The 17,617-nt window shown below is 32.2% G+C and carries 10 protein-coding genes and 2 pseudogenes (1 of these 12 cut by a window edge); 1 reads left to right on the forward strand and 11 read right to left on the reverse strand.

Features of this window, described 5'->3' with window-relative positions; translation table 11 throughout:
• A pseudogene (locus SJY27_RS14915) lies at window positions 1-869 on the reverse strand (transposase); it reaches 87 nt to the left of the window's first position.
• A gap of 424 nt (window positions 870-1,293) precedes the next feature.
• Here SJY27_RS14915 and SJY27_RS14920 point away from each other — a divergent pair.
• A pseudogene (locus SJY27_RS14920) lies at window positions 1,294-2,186 on the forward strand (IS1595 family transposase).
• A gap of 135 nt (window positions 2,187-2,321) precedes the next feature.
• On the opposite strand, the gene xylE reads toward SJY27_RS14920, so the two are convergent.
• The 10 genes from xylE to SJY27_RS14970 all read right to left on the reverse strand — a co-directional run bounded on the left by xylE (window position 2,322) and on the right by SJY27_RS14970 (window position 17,414).
• Entirely contained in the window at window positions 2,322-3,737 is a 1,416-nt protein-coding gene (xylE, locus tag SJY27_RS14925; protein ID WP_397445662.1) for a D-xylose transporter XylE, read from the reverse strand.
• A 10-nt stretch (window positions 3,738-3,747) separates the two neighbouring features.
• Complete coding sequence (gene xylA, locus SJY27_RS14930; protein WP_397445663.1) at window positions 3,748-5,064, reverse strand: xylose isomerase; 1,317 nt, start codon at window positions 5,062-5,064, stop codon at window positions 3,748-3,750.
• Between the two features lie 130 nt (window positions 5,065-5,194).
• Window positions 5,195-6,679, reverse strand: a complete 1,485-nt coding sequence (locus SJY27_RS14935) for a xylulokinase (protein ID WP_397445665.1) — start codon at window positions 6,677-6,679, stop codon at window positions 5,195-5,197.
• A 223-nt stretch (window positions 6,680-6,902) separates the two neighbouring features.
• Window positions 6,903-8,312, reverse strand: coding sequence for a purine-cytosine permease family protein (locus SJY27_RS14940; protein ID WP_397445666.1), 1,410 nt, complete (start codon window positions 8,310-8,312; stop codon window positions 6,903-6,905).
• A gap of 237 nt (window positions 8,313-8,549) precedes the next feature.
• Window positions 8,550-9,989, reverse strand: a complete 1,440-nt coding sequence (aldA, locus tag SJY27_RS14945; protein WP_397445667.1) for an aldehyde dehydrogenase — start codon at window positions 9,987-9,989, stop codon at window positions 8,550-8,552.
• Between the two features lie 49 nt (window positions 9,990-10,038).
• Complete coding sequence (locus SJY27_RS14950) at window positions 10,039-11,187, reverse strand: alpha-hydroxy-acid oxidizing protein (protein WP_397445668.1); 1,149 nt, start codon at window positions 11,185-11,187, stop codon at window positions 10,039-10,041.
• Window positions 11,188-11,198: 11 nt separating this feature from the next.
• Complete coding sequence (locus SJY27_RS14955) at window positions 11,199-12,488, reverse strand: class II aldolase/adducin family protein (protein ID WP_397445669.1); 1,290 nt, start codon at window positions 12,486-12,488, stop codon at window positions 11,199-11,201.
• A 63-nt stretch (window positions 12,489-12,551) separates the two neighbouring features.
• Window positions 12,552-13,928 carry an FGGY-family carbohydrate kinase gene (locus tag SJY27_RS14960; RefSeq protein WP_397445670.1) on the reverse strand — a complete coding sequence of 459 codons (1,377 nt, stop codon included), beginning with the start codon at window positions 13,926-13,928 and terminating at the stop codon, window positions 12,552-12,554.
• A gap of 9 nt (window positions 13,929-13,937) precedes the next feature.
• Window positions 13,938-15,218, reverse strand: coding sequence for a sugar isomerase (locus tag SJY27_RS14965; RefSeq protein WP_397445671.1), 1,281 nt, complete (start codon window positions 15,216-15,218; stop codon window positions 13,938-13,940).
• A gap of 90 nt (window positions 15,219-15,308) precedes the next feature.
• Window positions 15,309-17,414: a bifunctional aldolase/short-chain dehydrogenase gene (locus SJY27_RS14970; RefSeq protein ID WP_397445673.1), complete on the reverse strand. Its 2,106-nt coding sequence runs from the start codon at window positions 17,412-17,414 to the stop codon at window positions 15,309-15,311.
• Window positions 17,415-17,617 lie beyond the last annotated feature (203 nt).

Genomic DNA, 17,617 nt, shown 5'->3' on the forward strand with positions numbered 1-17,617 from the left:
ATTAAAAGATTCATCTGAGGCGTTTGTGCTTCTATTATCAAAATAATTTAGAATATTTTTATAATGAATATTCATTGTTCTGGCAATACTATTAAAACTTTTAAACTGTGCTTGTCTTACTTTCTCATCCCATTTAGCAAGCCTAATTAAGGCAGAAGTTTTGTTTTTTGTTTGATTATAAATCCATGATAAATTTTGACAAAGTTTGTAAGCTTTTTCTATATCAGGGTATTTTTCAAAAAGTATTTTGGCTCTATTTTGTTGATTTTTAGTCCATTTATTGTTAGGTTTATAAAGTAGATATCTACTTCTGGCTAATAATTGTTTTAATGTATCTCCATTTTTAAATAGTTTAGGTACATATTTTACTGATGTATTTCTAGCTGTTTCTATAGCATCATTCTCTTTGTCTAAAGCTTCCCATCGATGTTTAATTCTAATTTCTTGAAGTGAGTCTAAAGCTAATTTTGCACATGAAACCTGTCAATAACTTGTGATGCGTTGGGAAATGATTTTTTAGCAATCAATCCCATATTACCAGCCATATCAAGAGTTATTTCTTTTACTTTTTTTCTTGATTTTAAAGGTATTTTTTGAAGAATTATGATTACAATTTCAGCTTTGGTTCCTTTGATCATAGCAATCAGAGCTCCTTTTTTACCTTTTGCTTTTTTATTAGTTATATTGGTGTATAGATCACCATTTGAAAAGGCGGTTTCGTCTATAGAAAGATACGCTCCAATATTTTTAGGAAACAACAACCATTGTTTTGCATGTGACTTTTGATTCTAGTGTTTAAAGTCGCTTAAATAATCTTTGTATTGTCTTTGTAGCTTTCTGGGGTTTACTCCGTAAAAATTAGCTACAATACTAGTGCTAACAGCATTATTACTGACTTATCTGTTTTAAAAAAGTAGCAAATTTACTTGTAATTCTAGTGCCTTTTACTACTAATTGCCAATCTCTTGTCACTACTTTTTTAGAATTTTATTCAACCCAACGTCGTCTAATAACATGTAGAAAAACGTTTTTACCTCGAATTGGAAAATCTTGAATAGTAGCTTCTGGAAAGAAGCTTTTAGAGCTTAGTTTTTATCAACTCTACAACTTATGTGATTTATAGTACATAAGGATAATTTCATTGGTAATAATTTTCTCGTTATCAAATTTTATATCCCGTTCAAATTAATTTTAGTTATAATTTAGGCGATAAAAAAAACGTTTTGGCAATATAACCTAATAGAGGTCAGTATTTAATTTCATATCTTTAAAGTTAATAAATACAGTATTATTATGAATATATTTAAAGGTCAAAACCTTCTAGAGTTTGCTGATCGGTTTAAAACGGATGAAGATTGCAAGAAATATTTAGCAGATATTAAAGGAAAGATGGATTTCAATGTGTTAAATGTGGTCATAAAAAGGCTCAAATAAGAAAAGATTTTTCACGTACTTGTAATATTTGTTCTCATCAAGAGTCTTCTACCTCAAACACACTTTTTCACAAGGTAAAGTTTGGTATTAGAAAAGCTTTCTTTATTGTTTTTGAAATGAGCACAAGTACTAAAAGCCTTTCTGCTAGTTATGTTGCAGTTCGTTTTAGTATAACAGAAAAGACTGCACGTTTATTTATGCTCAAAATTAGAGAAGCTATGGAAAGTAGCGGGAATAATCCTATGACTGGCATTGTTCATGTGGATGAATTTGTACTGGGTGGACAAGAAAAAGATAAAGTAGGAAAAAGTTATATTGCTAAGAAAAAGAAAGTTATAACTGCTGTTGAATTAACTCAAGCAGGAAAAGTTAAAAGAATGTATGCCATGAGAATCGAAGATTTTTCAGCTAGTTCTTTGCAATATATTTTTGTGAATCATATCAGTCGAGAAGCTAAAGTGATAACCGACAAATGGAGAGGTTACAGACCTATTGCTAAAGCTTATAATATTACTCAAATAGAAAGTAATGGAGGTATGAATTTTAAAGCACTTCATACAATGATTCATCAAGTGAAATCTTGGATAAGAACAACTTATTCTTGGGTAAGTGACTTTAATCTAAATAGATATTTTAATGAATTTTGTTTTAGAATTAATCGATCATAAAGTAAAGCAACAATATTCAATATCTTAATAACAAAAATGGTTGAAAAGCATAAAGTAGAGCATAAGGAAATTATATGCAACTAACTACTGATCTCTATAACCTAAAATAAAGCTTTCAATATTAGACACTTTTTTATCAAGTTTACATGCTAAAGTTAAGCATAAAGTATATTGTATTTTACGTTTTTCAGTTGTGTTATTGTAATTTTTTAGCAATTCTTATTTCCAAATACTTTCCATTTCTTCTAACGTTTTTCCTTTAGTTTCTGGGATATATTTCCAAACAAACCACATGGCTATTAAAGACATAACACCATACACCCAATATGCAAAACCGTGATTAAATTGCTCTGTAAGAGCAGTATTATCATTCATCATAGGAAATGTAAGTGAAACTAAATAATTAGAAACCCATTGAGCTGCAACAGCTATAGCCATTGCTTTTCCTCTAATTTTATTTGGAAATATTTCTGATAAAAGTACCCAAGTAACTGGTCCCCAGCTAAGTGCGAAACTAGCAACATATAACATCATACATCCAAGTGCTAAATAACCTGTTGCGCCAGAGAAAAATACAAATCCTAGAGCTAACATGGCCACTGCCATACCTAAAGCACCAATTAACATTAATGGTTTTCTACCTTTTTTATCTACCGTTTTTACAGCGATAATTGTAAATAAGAAGTTTACAATTCCTACAATTATGGTAAGTAATAAGGCCCCATCAGTATTTGGGTCTATAGATTTAAATATTTCTGGAGCATAATATAACACCACATTAATTCCTACAAATTGTTGAAAAACAGAAAGAAGAACACCTATTATTATTACTGCCCAACCATAAGATAATAGTTTTCCAGAAGTTTCTGTCACAGAGTTTTCTATTTCAGATAGTACTCTTTTACCTTCTTGTTCTCCATTAACTTTAATTAAAACATCTAAAGCTTCTTCTGGTTTGTTTTTTAACATTAAAGAACGAGGTGTATCTGGCACAAAGAATAATAATCCTAAGAATAAACCTGCAGGTATCACTTCTGATGCAAACATCCATCTCCAGCCCACTTCATTTAACCAGGCATCAGAACCACCACCTCTAGAAATAAAGTAGTTTACAAAATAAACTACCATAAAACCACCAACAATGGCAAGTTGATTAAAAGACACCAATCTTCCTCTACTATTTGCAGGTGCAATTTCTGCAATATATAAAGGAGATAACATAGATGCTAAACCAACACCAATACCACCTATAATTCTGTACATAATAAATATGGTAGAAAACGTATGGTCTAACTCACCAATAGGTGCTATTAACATTTCTGGCATAGCAGAACCTAATGCTGAAATTAAGAAAAGAACTGCAGCAAGAATTAACCCTTTTTTACGGCCTAATTTCTTGCTAATAAGTCCACCAAATAGTCCGCCAATTATACAACCTATTAATGCACTAGCTACTAAAAAACCTTTAAAAGCATTGGCAGCAGCTTCAGGCAATCCTTTAGGAGTCACAAAAAAGGTTTCTAAAGAACCTACGGTTCCAGAGATAACACCAGTGTCGTATCCAAATAAAAGACCTCCTAAGGTTGCGACTAAAGTTAATTTTAATAAGTATTTAGAATTATTTGATGAACTCATAGTTTAAATTTTAGATATATTGATTGATAATATTCTCAAAAAGTTCTTGTTTACCGCTTGTTAACGGAAGTTCTCCATTTTCTTGAGCAATTTTATACAAGTCTTTTAATTCTAATTTTCCGGCTTCAAAAGCAGCACCATTTCCAGAGTCAAAAGAACTGTATCTTTTTTCTCTTAAAGAATTGTAAGCAGAAGAAGTCATAATTTTATCAGCAGTAATTAAGGCTCTTGCAAACGTGTCTGCTCCACCAATATGTGCTAAGAAAACATCTTCTAAATCTGTAGAATTTCTTCTGATTTTTGCATCAAAATTAACACCACCACCTTGTAAACCGCCAGCTTCTAAGAAAACTAACATAGCTTCTGTAGTTTCTTGTATATTGTTTGGAAATTGATCTGTATCCCAACCATTTTGGTAATCTCCTCTGTTGGCATCTATACTACCTAACATGCCTGCTTTAGCAGCAACTGCTAACTCATGTTGCATTGTATGCTGAGCTAAAGTTGCATGATTTACCTCAATATTCATTTTAAAATCTTTGTCTAAACCATATTCTTTTAAGAATCCAATAGCTGTAGCAGAATCAAAGTCGTATTGATGCTTCATTGGTTCCATAGGTTTTGGTTCTATAAAGAAAGTACCTTTAAAACCTTGCGCTCTTGCATAATCTTTTGCCATGGTTAAAAACTGGGCCATGTGATCTAATTCACGACCCATATCTGTGTTTAACAAAGACATATATCCTTCTCTTCCTCCCCAAAAAACGTAGTTCTCACCACCTAATTTAATCGTTGCATCTAAAGCCAATTTTACTTGTCCACCAGCTCTTGCAACAACATTAAAATCAGGATTTGTAGAAGCACCATTCATGTATCTTGGATTTGAGAAACAATTTGCTGTTCCCCATAACAATTTTACACCACTTGCTGCTTGCTTTTCTTTGATGTAATCTGTTATTGTATTTAATCTAGCTTCAGATGCTGCAAACGTTGCGCCTTCTTGTACTAAATCGTAATCATGAAAACAAAAATATTCAAAGCCCATTTTATGTATAAATTCGAAAGCAGCATCTGCTTTGTCTTTAGCTGCTTGTATTGGGTCTGAAGCTTTGTCCCACTCAAAACTTTGTGTTCCTGGGCCAAAAGGATCCGAACCTTGACCACAGAAAGTGTGCCAATAGGCAATTGAAAACTTGAACCAATCTTTCATTTTTTTACCAGCAACAACTTGTTCTGGATTGTAGTATTTAAATGCTAATGGATTGTCTGATTCTTTACCTTCGAATTGAATTTTATCAATTCCTTTAAAATATTCTTTATTTGCCATTTTGATAAATGTTTAATTGTTTTCTAAACTGCCTAAACTGCTTTTGCGTTAGGGATTGAAACGACATCCTTTTTGCTTTTCGCAAAAAGATATAGTGTAAAGCCCGACCTTTTTAGGGAACGCCCAAATGTTATTTATTTAAGATGAGTTCTAACTCTTTTTTCCAATTATTATATGCCTCTAAATAAGGTTGTTTTTCTTTACTTGGTGTAAATGTCATTACATAATCATTATTCATGATTGTTTTGCTAAAAGAAGCAAAATCGCCAGTATGTAAATTGGCTGCTCTTGCTGCACCAATGGCACCTGTTGTATTGTAAATTTCTATTTCTTGATCAATTAAGGTAGCAACTGTATTTGCAAAAATTTCTGAACGAAACAAATTATCATTTCCTGCTCTAATCACTTTTGGTTTAATTCCGTCTGAAGTTAAAATTTCCATGCCGTATACAAATGAAAATGCAATTCCTTCTAATGCTGCTCTACATAAATGTCCTTTATGATGATTATTAAGGTTGATGTTTACAACACGAGTACCAATTTCTTTGTTGTTTAATATGCGTTCTGCTCCATTACCAAAAGGAATTAAGCTAACACCATCTGAACCAATAGAAATTTCTGAAGCCAAATTATTCATGTCTTCATAAGAAGAAACATCCAAATTATTTAACAACCATCTGTATTGAATTCCTGCGCCATTGATGTTGAGTAATTTTCCAACATTTTGATTTTGACTTGAATAATTTACATGTGCAAAATTGTTAACTCTTGTGTTTTCTTTGCTTGATAAATTATTGGTGACTGCATAAAAAACACCCGAAGTTCCGCCAGTTGCAGCCACTTCTCCAGGATGAAACACGTTTAAAGACAATGCATTGTTAGGTTGATCTCCTGCTCTGTATAAAATAGGAGTTCCTGCAGCTAAACCGCTTTCTTCTGCTCCTTTTTGATCAACCACAGATTGCATACCAAAAGTTTTTACAATATCTGGCACTAAAGAAGCGTCTATGCCATAATGTTCTAGCAGAAAATCTGCAATTTTATCATTTTTAAAATCCCAAAAAATACCTTCTGATAATCCTGAAATCGTGGTGTTTATTTTGTTAGAAAATTTATAAGCAATAAAATCTCCTGGTAACATAAATTTATAAATCTGATTGTAAATATCAGATTCATTTTCTTTTACCCATTTAAGTTTAGAAGCAGTAAAATTTGCGGGAGAGTTTAATAATTGAGAAGCGCATTTTTCTTCTCCAATATTTTGAAAAGCGTTATTACCAATAGCAACAGCTCTACTATCGCACCAAATAATACTTTTACGCAAAGGTTTCCCATTTATATCAACCAAAACCAAACCATGCATTTGATAAGAAATACCAATTCCTTTTATTTGGGTTTTACTAATATTATATTGTTTTTTTAAGGATTGAATTGCGTTGCAAATATGCAACCACCAATCTTTTGGTTCTTGTTCTGCCCAACCATTTTTTAAGGCAAACATGCCCATTTCATGTTTAGGTTCTTGAACTACGCCAATACTTTTACCTGATTCAACTTCTACTAAAGCTGCTTTAATGGAAGAGCTTCCAATGTCTAATCCTAAATGATAATTCATTCTATTTAAGTTTAATTTGCTCGTTTTGAAAACAATATTAAATTTTGTGTTATAAAAGTAACCAAATTTGTATTAAACTACTTAAATAAAATAATTTTTAATTCGCTTTTTTACACGAGATCTTTGACCTTTTGAGAGCTCAAAAGGAAGTGTTACCACTAAAAATAAAATGGTAAACAACATTTTTATTTTTTTTAGAATAAAAAGCAATTTAGTATTGTTTTTATTTTTTTTGAAAAATTTTACTAAAAATTAAAAACAAAACACCACAGCATAACCAAGCTGGTAATGTTACAAATGATAAAAACACATCAAATTGAATTGATATAAAATAGAACAAACTAAAACTGATGATCCATGCCAGAAATACTGATTTACTAAACGATATTTTTGCTTTTTCGGCATAGTTTTTAACAATACCTGCTTTTTTATGAAAAAAGTGTTCAAATACAATTACAGCACCAAAAGGAGCTAAAATAAAACCGTATAATGCAACAAAACCTAACAACTTCATAGCAAATGCTGGAAATAAGCCAGCCACAGTTGCCACAGTACCTGCAATTATAGTAACTTTTGATGTTGATAATTTTGGAAGAATTGCTTGAAAAGCTAAACCAGCTCTATAAATTGTTGGGTTTGCGGTTGTCCATCCTGCTAAAACTACAGCAATAATACCAAATACCCCTATTGCATTGTAAGCCATTGGTCCAGGAGCTACAGGAGGTGCTTGTCCGTTGTTTAAATATGACAGTGCTTCTGGAGATTTTAAATATACTGCATACAATAGTGCAGCAGCAATCCATGCCATATAATGCCCTACATACATACCTGCAGCAGTAGCCCATCCTGCTTTTGCTTCTTTTGCAAATCTAAAAACTGATAAATCAGACATACCAATATGCATGGCTCCATTAGCAAACCAAGACCATATTACCACATGCCAGAATGTAAATTTTGTTTGACCTGGGAAAGGTTCACCACCATCACCCCAAATATTCCAAAATTTATCAATACTATCAACCCCTAACTGACTTAGAGCAACTATTCCAGCAGCAACAAAAGCTAATACTATAAATGGAGACATCCAATTAGCTGCTTTGGTTACTGTATCATAACCTCTAGCTGCAATAACAGAAATTACTGCACCTATAACAATAACAATTATTACCCAAGTCATTCCATTAGGTAATGTATCGTCTAATTTTGGCATGGGCATATCAAAAGGAATACCCACAGCTGTTGCAGATACTGTTATCATTGAGCCTGCCAAAAAACAAAATAAAATACCATTAGCTAAGTTGTAGCCTGTAACGAGTTTTTTACCACAAATTTTTTCTAACTGGTAGTATAATGTTAATCTATTTTTAACAGCAATTTCAGCGGTTAAAAAACGCCAACTTAAAACAGCTAAAAGGTTACCTAGCAAAAGACCGATAATTAAATCGAAAGCACTAACTCCTGCAGTTAAAAACAGTGGGCCAATCATAAATTCTGTACCAGCAGCATGTTCTCCAGCATACATTCCTATAAAACTTTTCCAACCTTTTAGTTTTGATTGAGGTACAGGAGTTCTTTCAAATTCTCCACCAGAGTTTTCATCAATAGTTAATTCTTCTATTTGATTTTCAGCCATAATTGTATGTTTATTTATATTTGAGCTTTATAAATATTTGTACTTATTTGATTTATAAAAGACTAATATAATTAGGTTATTGTTACGAATGTATAATGTCCAAAATTATTTTGTATCCTGCACTATACCGATTTAATAATTTAGAACTTAAAAAAACACTAATACTGTAATATTTACGCAAAAATAAAGGCAGTAATTAAAAATACTGCCTTTATTTTAAACTACAAGATTTTATAGTTAATAGTATTTTGCATAAATTACTTTAGTGTGTAAATACTCTTCCATACCATGTTTACCATCTGCGCCACCTACACCAGATTTTTTCCAACCTGCATGAAAACCTTGAATAGCTTCAAAATGCTCTCTATTTACATAAGTTTCCCCAAAATGTAAACCATTCGTAGCTTTCATAATGTTGTTGAAATTTTCTGAAAAAATAGAAGATGTTAAACCAAACTCTGTATCGTTAGACATGGCAATTGCCTCATCTAAAGTATTGAATTTCATTACTGGTAAAACAGGACCAAAAACTTCTTCTTGTATAATTTGACTATCTTGACTGCAGTTGGTTAGAATTGTAGGTTCGTAGTAATATCCTCGGTTAAATTGTTCAGGACGCTTACCACCAACCAAAACTTCTGCACCTTCTTTTTTAGCATATTCTACCATTTCAGTTATTTTATCTAACTGAGATTGAGAGACTAAACTACTCATATCTGCATTTATGCCAGTTAATGCATCGTCTATGGTAACTTGGCTCATTTTTTTTGTAAGTTTATCTACAAACTCATCGTAAATACTATCTTCTACATATACTCTTTCTGCACAGTTACAAACTTGTCCACTAAAAATAACTTTAGATGATACCACAGAATTAATTGCTAAATCTAAATTTGCATCAGCACAAACAATAGCAGGTGCTTTACCACCTAATTCTAAAGATACTTTAGTGATATTATCTGCTGCTGCTGTAATTACTTTTTGACCAGCACCAACACTACCTGTTAAGCTTATAATGCCAGTAATTGGACTTTTAGAAAGTGCGTTACCAACAGTTCTACCTGCACCACAGACAAAGTTTAATACCCCTCTTGGCAAATCAATCTTTTGGATGAAATCTGCAAATTCCATAATTGTATTCGGAGCTTCTGAACTTGGCTTAATTACACAAGTATTTCCAGTAATTAAAGAGGCAGCAACTTTACGAGCCATTACAAAAAACGGAAAATTCCAAGGGCAAATACCAACAGCTACTCCAATAGGTACTTTATGTAAATAAATATGTTCTTTTTCTCTATCACTTTGAATAATTTCTCCTTCAATTCTTCTTGCCCATCCTGCATTATAATCAAAATAATCTGCAGTAACATCAATTTCTACTTGAGCCAAACCTATTACTTTGGCTTGTTCTTTAGATAGTGTTTCTGCAAGAAAAACTCTATTTTCTCTAATTACATTTGCCATTTTATGTAAAAACGCTGCTCTTTGAATTGCAGGTAATGCTTCCCAAGCAGGTTGAGCAGCTTGAGCAGCTTCTAGTGCATTATTGGCATCTTCTACGGTTCCTGTAGAAATTGTACTAATAACCTCTTCAGTACAAGGGTTTAAAATTTCAATAACAGACGTTGCTTTTGAATCTATGAACGCTCCGTTTATATATTGTTTATAGTGTTTCATATTTTTTTTCTATGGATAAAATATTGATTTAATTGTAATAATGGTTTGTTTAACGTATTAGATGATTTGGAAAATCTGATGTTTTTTCGCAACAGAGTTGCTCCATTACTTGTTGTAATTCTGTTTTTAACAAAGAAATGGTATGATCTCCTCCTTTATTGCCTAATGCAGCTACACCATACATAAATGAACGTCCCATAAATGTAAATTTAGCTCCACTAGCCATGGCTCTGGCTACATCAGGCCCAGAACGTATACCACTATCCATCATTACCTCAATCTGATCTCCATATTTTTCTGCAATTGTAGCCAATGGTTTTATGGTAGATTCTCCTGCATCTAGTTGACGACCTCCATGGTTTGATACTATTATACCATCTAAACCTAATTTTATAGCTTGTTCAGCATCATATTCTGAAGCTACCCCTTTTAAAACCAATTTCCCTTTCCACATGTCTCTTATAGGCTTAATTTTATCTTCATTTAACCTACCAGAAAACGTTTGATCCATAAATTTACCTAATTGTTTTAAATCTAGGTTTTTAGGCATGTAAGGAAGCAAGTTTGCAAAATTAGGAATACCATGTTTTAAAGTCTGTAAACTCCAATGAGGTCTACCAAAAGCTTGTAAAATATTAGAAATATTCATTTTTGGCGGCATTGCCAATCCATTTCTAATATCTCTTGGTCTAAAACCAAAGCTTGGTACATCACATAATATTACTAAAACAGGGCATTCAGCATCAGCGGCTCTTTTGATGATATCATTCCGTAAATAATCTTCGGTAGGATGATACAATTGAAACCAAGCTTTACCTTCTGTTAATTCTGCAGCTCTTTCTATGCTTGTAGTGGTAACTGTACTTAAAATAAAAGGAACATTGTGTTTAAAAGCAGCTTTAGCGAGTATCTCTGGAGAATTTGGCCACATTAAACCTTGTAACCCTACAGGAGCTATGCCAAAAGGTGCATCATATTCTATACCAAATAATTTGGTTTTTGTAGATGATCCATAATGTTTACGCAAATAATTTGGCTTAAGTTGAACCTCTCTTAACTCTGATGTGTTTCTTATTAAATTTACATCTTCATTGCAGCCTCCGTCTAAATATTCAAATGCAAACTTTGGTATTTTTTGTTGTGCTCGTTTGCGTAAGTCATCAACTGAAGGATATCTAGTATCAAAAGATATAGCCATATGTATTTATGTTATGATAAGAATTTCTTTCTTAAATCGTCTACTTGTTCATCATTAATTGGCACCATTTCTCCTAGAGAATGACCTAAAACTATAGATTTTGCGCTAAATTCTGCTACTTCTAAATAATCAAAAGTTTGCAACAATTTATCACCAGTAATAATTACAGAATCATTTTCTATGATTAATGCAGTTGGGCAATTTTCTACAATTTCGGAGTTGTTGTTTTCTCTAAAGTGATGACCATATTTTACAAAGTTAATGTCTTGTAAAAAGATCCAACTTTCTGGTATGGTTCTTACATTTAAATACTCTCCTGTAACACCAAATGCCATTAAATAAGGAGATTGAGTCATGATTATAGAATTTACTTCTGGATTTTTATTGTAAATTTCTTGGTGAATCCATGCTGCTCTACTAGGTGTTTTACCAGCTTCTCTATGACCATTTTTTATTTGTACAATATCATCTAATTGAATATCCCATCGATTCTTATTGGTTGGTGTAATCAAGAAATCATTATCATTCCAACGCATTGAAACCGTTCCGTAAGAACTTATCATTAAACCTTGTTCGCAAGAACGCTTAATAATATTACAAATTTCTAACCTTTTTTCTGTTTCATCTGGAGGATAAACCGAGCTTTCCATTTCAGGTAAAACACCTCTAGCCTGAGCTTCAAACTGATCTATTTGATTGTCTGTTAAATACTTTGGTTTACCTATTTGAGAACCATATAATATAGTATTTGCACAAAACTCTAAAGCTTCAAACCTTTCATAAGCATCAGTTAAATCACTACCTCCTAAAACGGTTCCATGATTTTCCATAATTATTGCTTTGAATCCTTTCTTAAATTCGGCACCAATTACCTCTCCTAAATCTTCACTTCCTGGCAATCTATATTCTGCATAACCTATTGGTCCGCAAATATGTTTTGCTTGTGAAATGATATTTGTGTTTGGTATTTGACGTACAATACTAAATGAAACCAAAGCTGGTGGATGCGCATGTATTACAGATTTGATATCTGGTCTTGATTCATAAATAGCTTTATGAAATGGGAATTCTGATGAAGGCTTATGTTTACCTATAATAGAACCATCTTTTTTTACGCATATAATATCTGAGGCTCTCAATGAACCTTTATCTATAGCAGAGGGTGTTACCCAAATATCACCATTATCGTCTATAATAGAAATATTTCCCCCAGAAGTGGTGGTCATACCTCTTTTGTAAATTCTGCTGATAACCTCTGTAATTTGATCTCTGGGATGTATTAATTTGATGTTTTTTGACATTTTTCTAATTTTTAAAGAAATAGATTTGGTTGAAATCTGAATCTTCTATTTTCAATTTTATATTTAACCACTTATTACAAATGGAACATGTTTTTTTAATGCGTAATTTTTCTTTAGAAACTTAGAGTTTAGTTTTGTGTCAGAAATTGCTATAGCAGCCCCTAATGCAGAACCCAAAGAGGCTTTTGTTGTTCTTAATTTCATGCCTTTTAAGTAGTAAGATAGTAGCTTTATATACACTTCATTATCGGTAAAACCACCATCAACATACAAACGATCAATTGCTCTTAAATCTGCAATTCTTCTAATGCTTTTTACCTGCAATTGCACTAATTCTACCATTAAATGATGGTATGCATGAGAAAAATCATTGTACATGTACTTGGTTTTTTCTGGCATGTGTTTAGATGAAAACGATTCCCATTTAAAAGACGGTTTAAAATGCTGCATAATTTCGCAGTATACATCATAATTAAAATGTATAGTTTTATGGTAATCTTTATCGACATTAAATTTTTCTGATAATTTTTTTACCTGAATCTTATATTCATTCCCTAAAAACAGTCTCGAAGACTTTACAGGTTTTCCATTGATGCGCATATAGTTTATACAATCTGCTGCAACATCGGCTTCTGTTAAAGGAGTGTCTACAAATGGATTTAAAGCAATACTCCAAGTGCCTGTTGATACTAGAACAAAAGGTTTTTTTACGCTTCTAACATAAGGTAAAAGGGCAGAAGAGCTATCGTGAATACCAACACCAATCTTTATGCGTTTACCATTATAATTAATGTTTAAGCTAGTTTCTGTAGATACTAAAGGAGGTAAAATATTATGAATTTCTTCTTTATAAACCCAATCTTGGTAGTCTTTAGTTTCGTAATTCCATAAAGCAGTATGGCAACCAATACTTGTGTATTCACTCAATGGAACTCCAGAAAAAATGTAACTTAAGTATTGAGGCAGGTGCAAAGAATATTTTATGTTTTTGAATATTTCTGGCTTTTTATATTTTAACCAGTATAATTGAATACCAGAGTTTAACATACCTGATTTAGAAGAACCACTAGTTCTTGTTAATTCTAACTCTGGTCCATATTTATCGTAAAACTCATCAACTAAATCCTCATCAATTTCTTTTGTATAATTGTACAAGGGGGTTAATATTTTACCATTTTCGTCTAAATGTACGAAACTAGCTCCATAAGTTGAAAAATTAATAGCTTTAACCGCAAATTTATCTGACTTTAATATTTTATGAAAAACATCTTTTAGCCAATTTTGAAGCGCGTGAATGTTTTCTGTTGGATGACCATCTTCGTCTTCTATTTCTTCAAAGGATGCATACTCTTTATATACTTCTTTGAAGTCTTTATCAAATAGAAAAAACTTTTTATTGGTTTTTCCAATATCGAAAACTGCTGTAACTTTTTGTTTCATAGAATTTTCTTATAATCCTGTAGCTATGGTGTGTTTTCCTCTTTCTTTGATTAATTGCTCTCTAACTCCTAAGGTTCTGTAAGCATCTATTGGGTTAATTACACCTCCTGAATTTAATCTCGCTTTTTCTAATAAAGGTCTAACATCGGTTCTGTAAGCGCCTTGTAAAATTTCTTGACATTTTACAACATCGTTTTCTAGTTGAGCAGTTCTTAATGCATTTTGATCGATTAATAAAGCTTTTGCATACGCTTCTTGAATTGCTTCTAAAGATTGAATTAAATCTTCTAAAGGATCTTTAATGTTATGACTTGCATCAATCATCCAAGCTAAATCTGGATTTTGTGGATTGTTTTCCATACCATATACCAATTCATTAAAAATTAGGAATAAGGCATAAGGTTTAATACTACCTACTGTTAAATCGTCATCACCATATTTGCTATCGTTAAAGTGAAAACCACCTAATTTTCCTTTTAATTGTAGAATAGATACAATTTGCTCTATGTTAGAATTTGGTAAATGGTGGCCTAAATCTACTAAAGTATAAGCTTTGTCTCCACAACCATTAGCTAACATTAGAGAAGCACCCCAATCTTGAATAACAGTACTGTAGAAATTTGGTTCATAAGGTTTGTATTCTACTAACATTTTCCAATCGTCTGGTAACCCTTTGTAAATATCAATTAAGCTATCTTGTGTATTTTGAAAAGCAGTTTGAAAATTATTCTGACCAGGAAAACAAGATCCGTCTGCTAACCAAACAGTTAATGCTTTAGACCCTAATTTGTCACCAATTTTAATGACATCTAAATTATGCTGTATGGCTTGCTCTCTAACAGCTTTACTTACGTTACTTAAAGAACCGTATTTGTAACTTTCTACAGCATCTTTTTGATCTTGAAAAGTATTAGAATTTACGGCATCAAATTTAATATGTAAAGCATCTGCTTTTTGTTTGATAGCATCATAATCAGAAGGTATATCCCAAGGAATGTGTAAAGATACTGCACCTGCAGTTTGCGTTAAACTATGTAAAATACCAACATCTTCTATTTTTTGTTCTAAGTTTGATGGCTCTCCATAGAACCCAAAACGCCCAAAACGCGTACCACCTGCACCTAAAGCCCAACTTGGTATTGCTACTTGGAATTCTGCTAATTTAGCTACAATGCTATTAACATCTTTTCCTTTATTGGTTAATTTATTCGATAAAAAATCGAAATTTTCGTTGTGATCTTTTACACCTTTTTGGTTGTAATCAGAGATTTCTGGTTGATTAATTTTCATACTTATTTTATATTCTTAATTAAGTAAGACTTCTATAAATCGTAATGAAATTATAGAAGTCTTGTTCTTAATTCAAATTAAATTATTTTATTATCTAACAAATGCGTTTGCCATACCACCATCAACATTTATAATGTTTCCTGTAGATTTATCGAGTATTCCTACTAAAGAGAAAACGCCATTTGCAATATCATCTGGTGTTATGATTTCATTTAGTAGATTTCTTTTGGCATAAAAAGCGGGTAATTCTTCTACAGTAATGCCATTGGCTTTTGCTCTTCCTTCTGCCCAAGCGCCTTCCCAAATTTTACTGCCTACAATTACTCCATCAGGATTTACAGTGTTTACTCTAACTTTATCTTTAGCAAGTTCTGCTGCCAATAAACGTACCATATGTTGTTGCGCTGCTTTAGCAGTTCCGTAAGCAACATTGTTTGGCCCAGCAACCAATCCGTTTTTGCTAGCTATTGCAATATAATCTCCTCCTAAACCTTGCTTACGAACGATTAGTGCAAATTGTTTTGCTAAATCAAATTGACCTTTAACTAGAATGTTTTGTAAAATATTCCAGTCTTTATCTGTAGTATCTGTTAATGGTTTAGAAATTGCTAAACCTGCACTGTGTACAATCATATCTACACCACCAAACTCTATAATTGCTTTTTTATAAGCGCTTGCAATAGATGCTGTACTAGTTACATCACAAACTGCATAAGAAGATACATCTCTTGCATACGTTTCGTTTGCTTCTATTAAAGCTTCTTCATTAATATCTGTAAGTACTACATTTGCGCCTTCTGCAGCTAACTTATCTGCAATTGCTTTACCAATTCCACCACCAGCACCAGTAACCAAAGCTACTTTACGAGATAATGGTTTTTCTTTTGGCATACGTTGTAATTTTGCCTCTTCTAACAGCCAATATTCAATATCAAAAGCTTCTTGCCTTGGTAAAGAAGTGTATTCTGTAATAGCTTCTGCACCACGCATTACGTTAATTGCATTGATATAAAACTCACTTGCAACTCTTGTTGTTTGCTTGTTTTTTGCGAAACTAAACATACCCACTCCAGGATAAATAATTATCACTGGATTTGCATCACGAATTGCAGGACTATTATCTTTTTTACAAGTATTGTAGTAATCTGCATATTCTTGACGATATGCTTCAAATGCTGGCTCTAATTTTGCTAAAATAGCTTCAGAATCAGATAAATCTTCGTTTTTATCTAAACTTAAAACTAAAGGTTGAATTTTTGTTCTTAAGAAATGATCTGGACAAGATGTTCCCATAGGCGCTAATCTTTCTAAATCATTACTATTGATGTATTGCATTACTACATCAGTATCAGAAAAATGACCGATCATTCTATTTTCTGACGAACATAAACCTCTTAATAAAGGCATAATTTGAGCTGCTTTTTCTAAACGCTCTTCTTTAGGTAAACTTTCTACTTTTTGACCACCAAAAACTTCACCTTGCTCTTTTAATTTTTGTTCAATATATTCAGAAGCCATTTCAATAACTTCTAAACTATTCATATAACACTCATAAGAAGTATCTCCCCAAGTAAATAAACCATGACTTCCTAAAACAATTCCTCTAATCCCTGGGTTATCAGCCAAACATTTTTCTAATTGTAAACCTAAATCGAAACCTGGTTTTTGCCAAGGCACCCATCCCATAGTATCTCCCCAAATTTCTTTGGTTACTTGCTCGCTATCTTTTGCTGCAGCAACCGCAATTAAAGCATCTGGGTGTAAATGATCTATATGTGCAAATGGTAATAAACCGTGTAAAGGTGTGTCTATAGAAGGTGCTTTACTATCTAAATCGTAAATACAGTGATTGAATAAACCAACCATTCTATCTTCATCATGTAAGCCTTGATAAACATTTTTTAAATCTCTTAATCTACCTGTATACAAGCCTGCAATGCCAGAACGTGTTAACGTACCAATATCACCACCAGAACCTTTTACCCACATTACCTCTACTTCTTCATTGGTTAAAGGGTCTTTTTCTATGGTTTTACAACTTGTATTACCACCTCCGTAATTTGTAATTCTTAAATCTGCACCCAATATATTAGATCGATATAAAAACAACTCTACTTGGTTATCTTCTAAGGCTATTGCTTTTTCTTCGTCCCATAAATAATCAACGTATTTAAAACTCTGTGTAATTTCTTTCATTGTTCTCTTAGTGATAAGTTTATGATCCAAAAATATATTTGAATTTAAGCTTTTGTATCCTGTACTATGTGGTTTTACACAATTTTGGTTTTAAATACTTGCATTTTACATGGTAATAGATATTTTACTGATGCTAGAAATAATAAAAAGAGGTTATTTTACTAATATTAACTTATAGGGATTTTAATAAAAGTAAGTACCTA

Source organism: Polaribacter sp. R77954, from assembly GCF_044595335.1.
Lineage (GTDB): Bacteria > Bacteroidota > Bacteroidia > Flavobacteriales > Flavobacteriaceae > Polaribacter.

What these genes read in the sequence shown, in the direction of transcription:
- xylE (WP_397445662.1), bottom strand. Translation starts at nt 3,737, where the DNA reads ATGAGTTCATCAAATAATTCTAAATACTTATTAAAATTAACTTTAGTC.
- xylA (WP_397445663.1), bottom strand. Translation starts at nt 5,064, where the DNA reads ATGGCAAATAAAGAATATTTTAAAGGAATTGATAAAATTCAATTCGAA.
- SJY27_RS14935 (WP_397445665.1), bottom strand. Translation starts at nt 6,679, where the DNA reads ATGAATTATCATTTAGGATTAGACATTGGAAGCTCTTCCATTAAAGCA.
- SJY27_RS14940 (WP_397445666.1), bottom strand. Translation starts at nt 8,312, where the DNA reads ATGGCTGAAAATCAAATAGAAGAATTAACTATTGATGAAAACTCTGGT.
- aldA (WP_397445667.1), bottom strand. Translation starts at nt 9,989, where the DNA reads ATGAAACACTATAAACAATATATAAACGGAGCGTTCATAGATTCAAAA.
- SJY27_RS14950 (WP_397445668.1), bottom strand. Translation starts at nt 11,187, where the DNA reads ATGGCTATATCTTTTGATACTAGATATCCTTCAGTTGATGACTTACGC.
- SJY27_RS14955 (WP_397445669.1), bottom strand. Translation starts at nt 12,488, where the DNA reads ATGTCAAAAAACATCAAATTAATACATCCCAGAGATCAAATTACAGAG.
- SJY27_RS14960 (WP_397445670.1), bottom strand. Translation starts at nt 13,928, where the DNA reads ATGAAACAAAAAGTTACAGCAGTTTTCGATATTGGAAAAACCAATAAA.
- SJY27_RS14965 (WP_397445671.1), bottom strand. Translation starts at nt 15,218, where the DNA reads ATGAAAATTAATCAACCAGAAATCTCTGATTACAACCAAAAAGGTGTA.
- SJY27_RS14970 (WP_397445673.1), bottom strand. Translation starts at nt 17,414, where the DNA reads ATGAAAGAAATTACACAGAGTTTTAAATACGTTGATTATTTATGGGAC.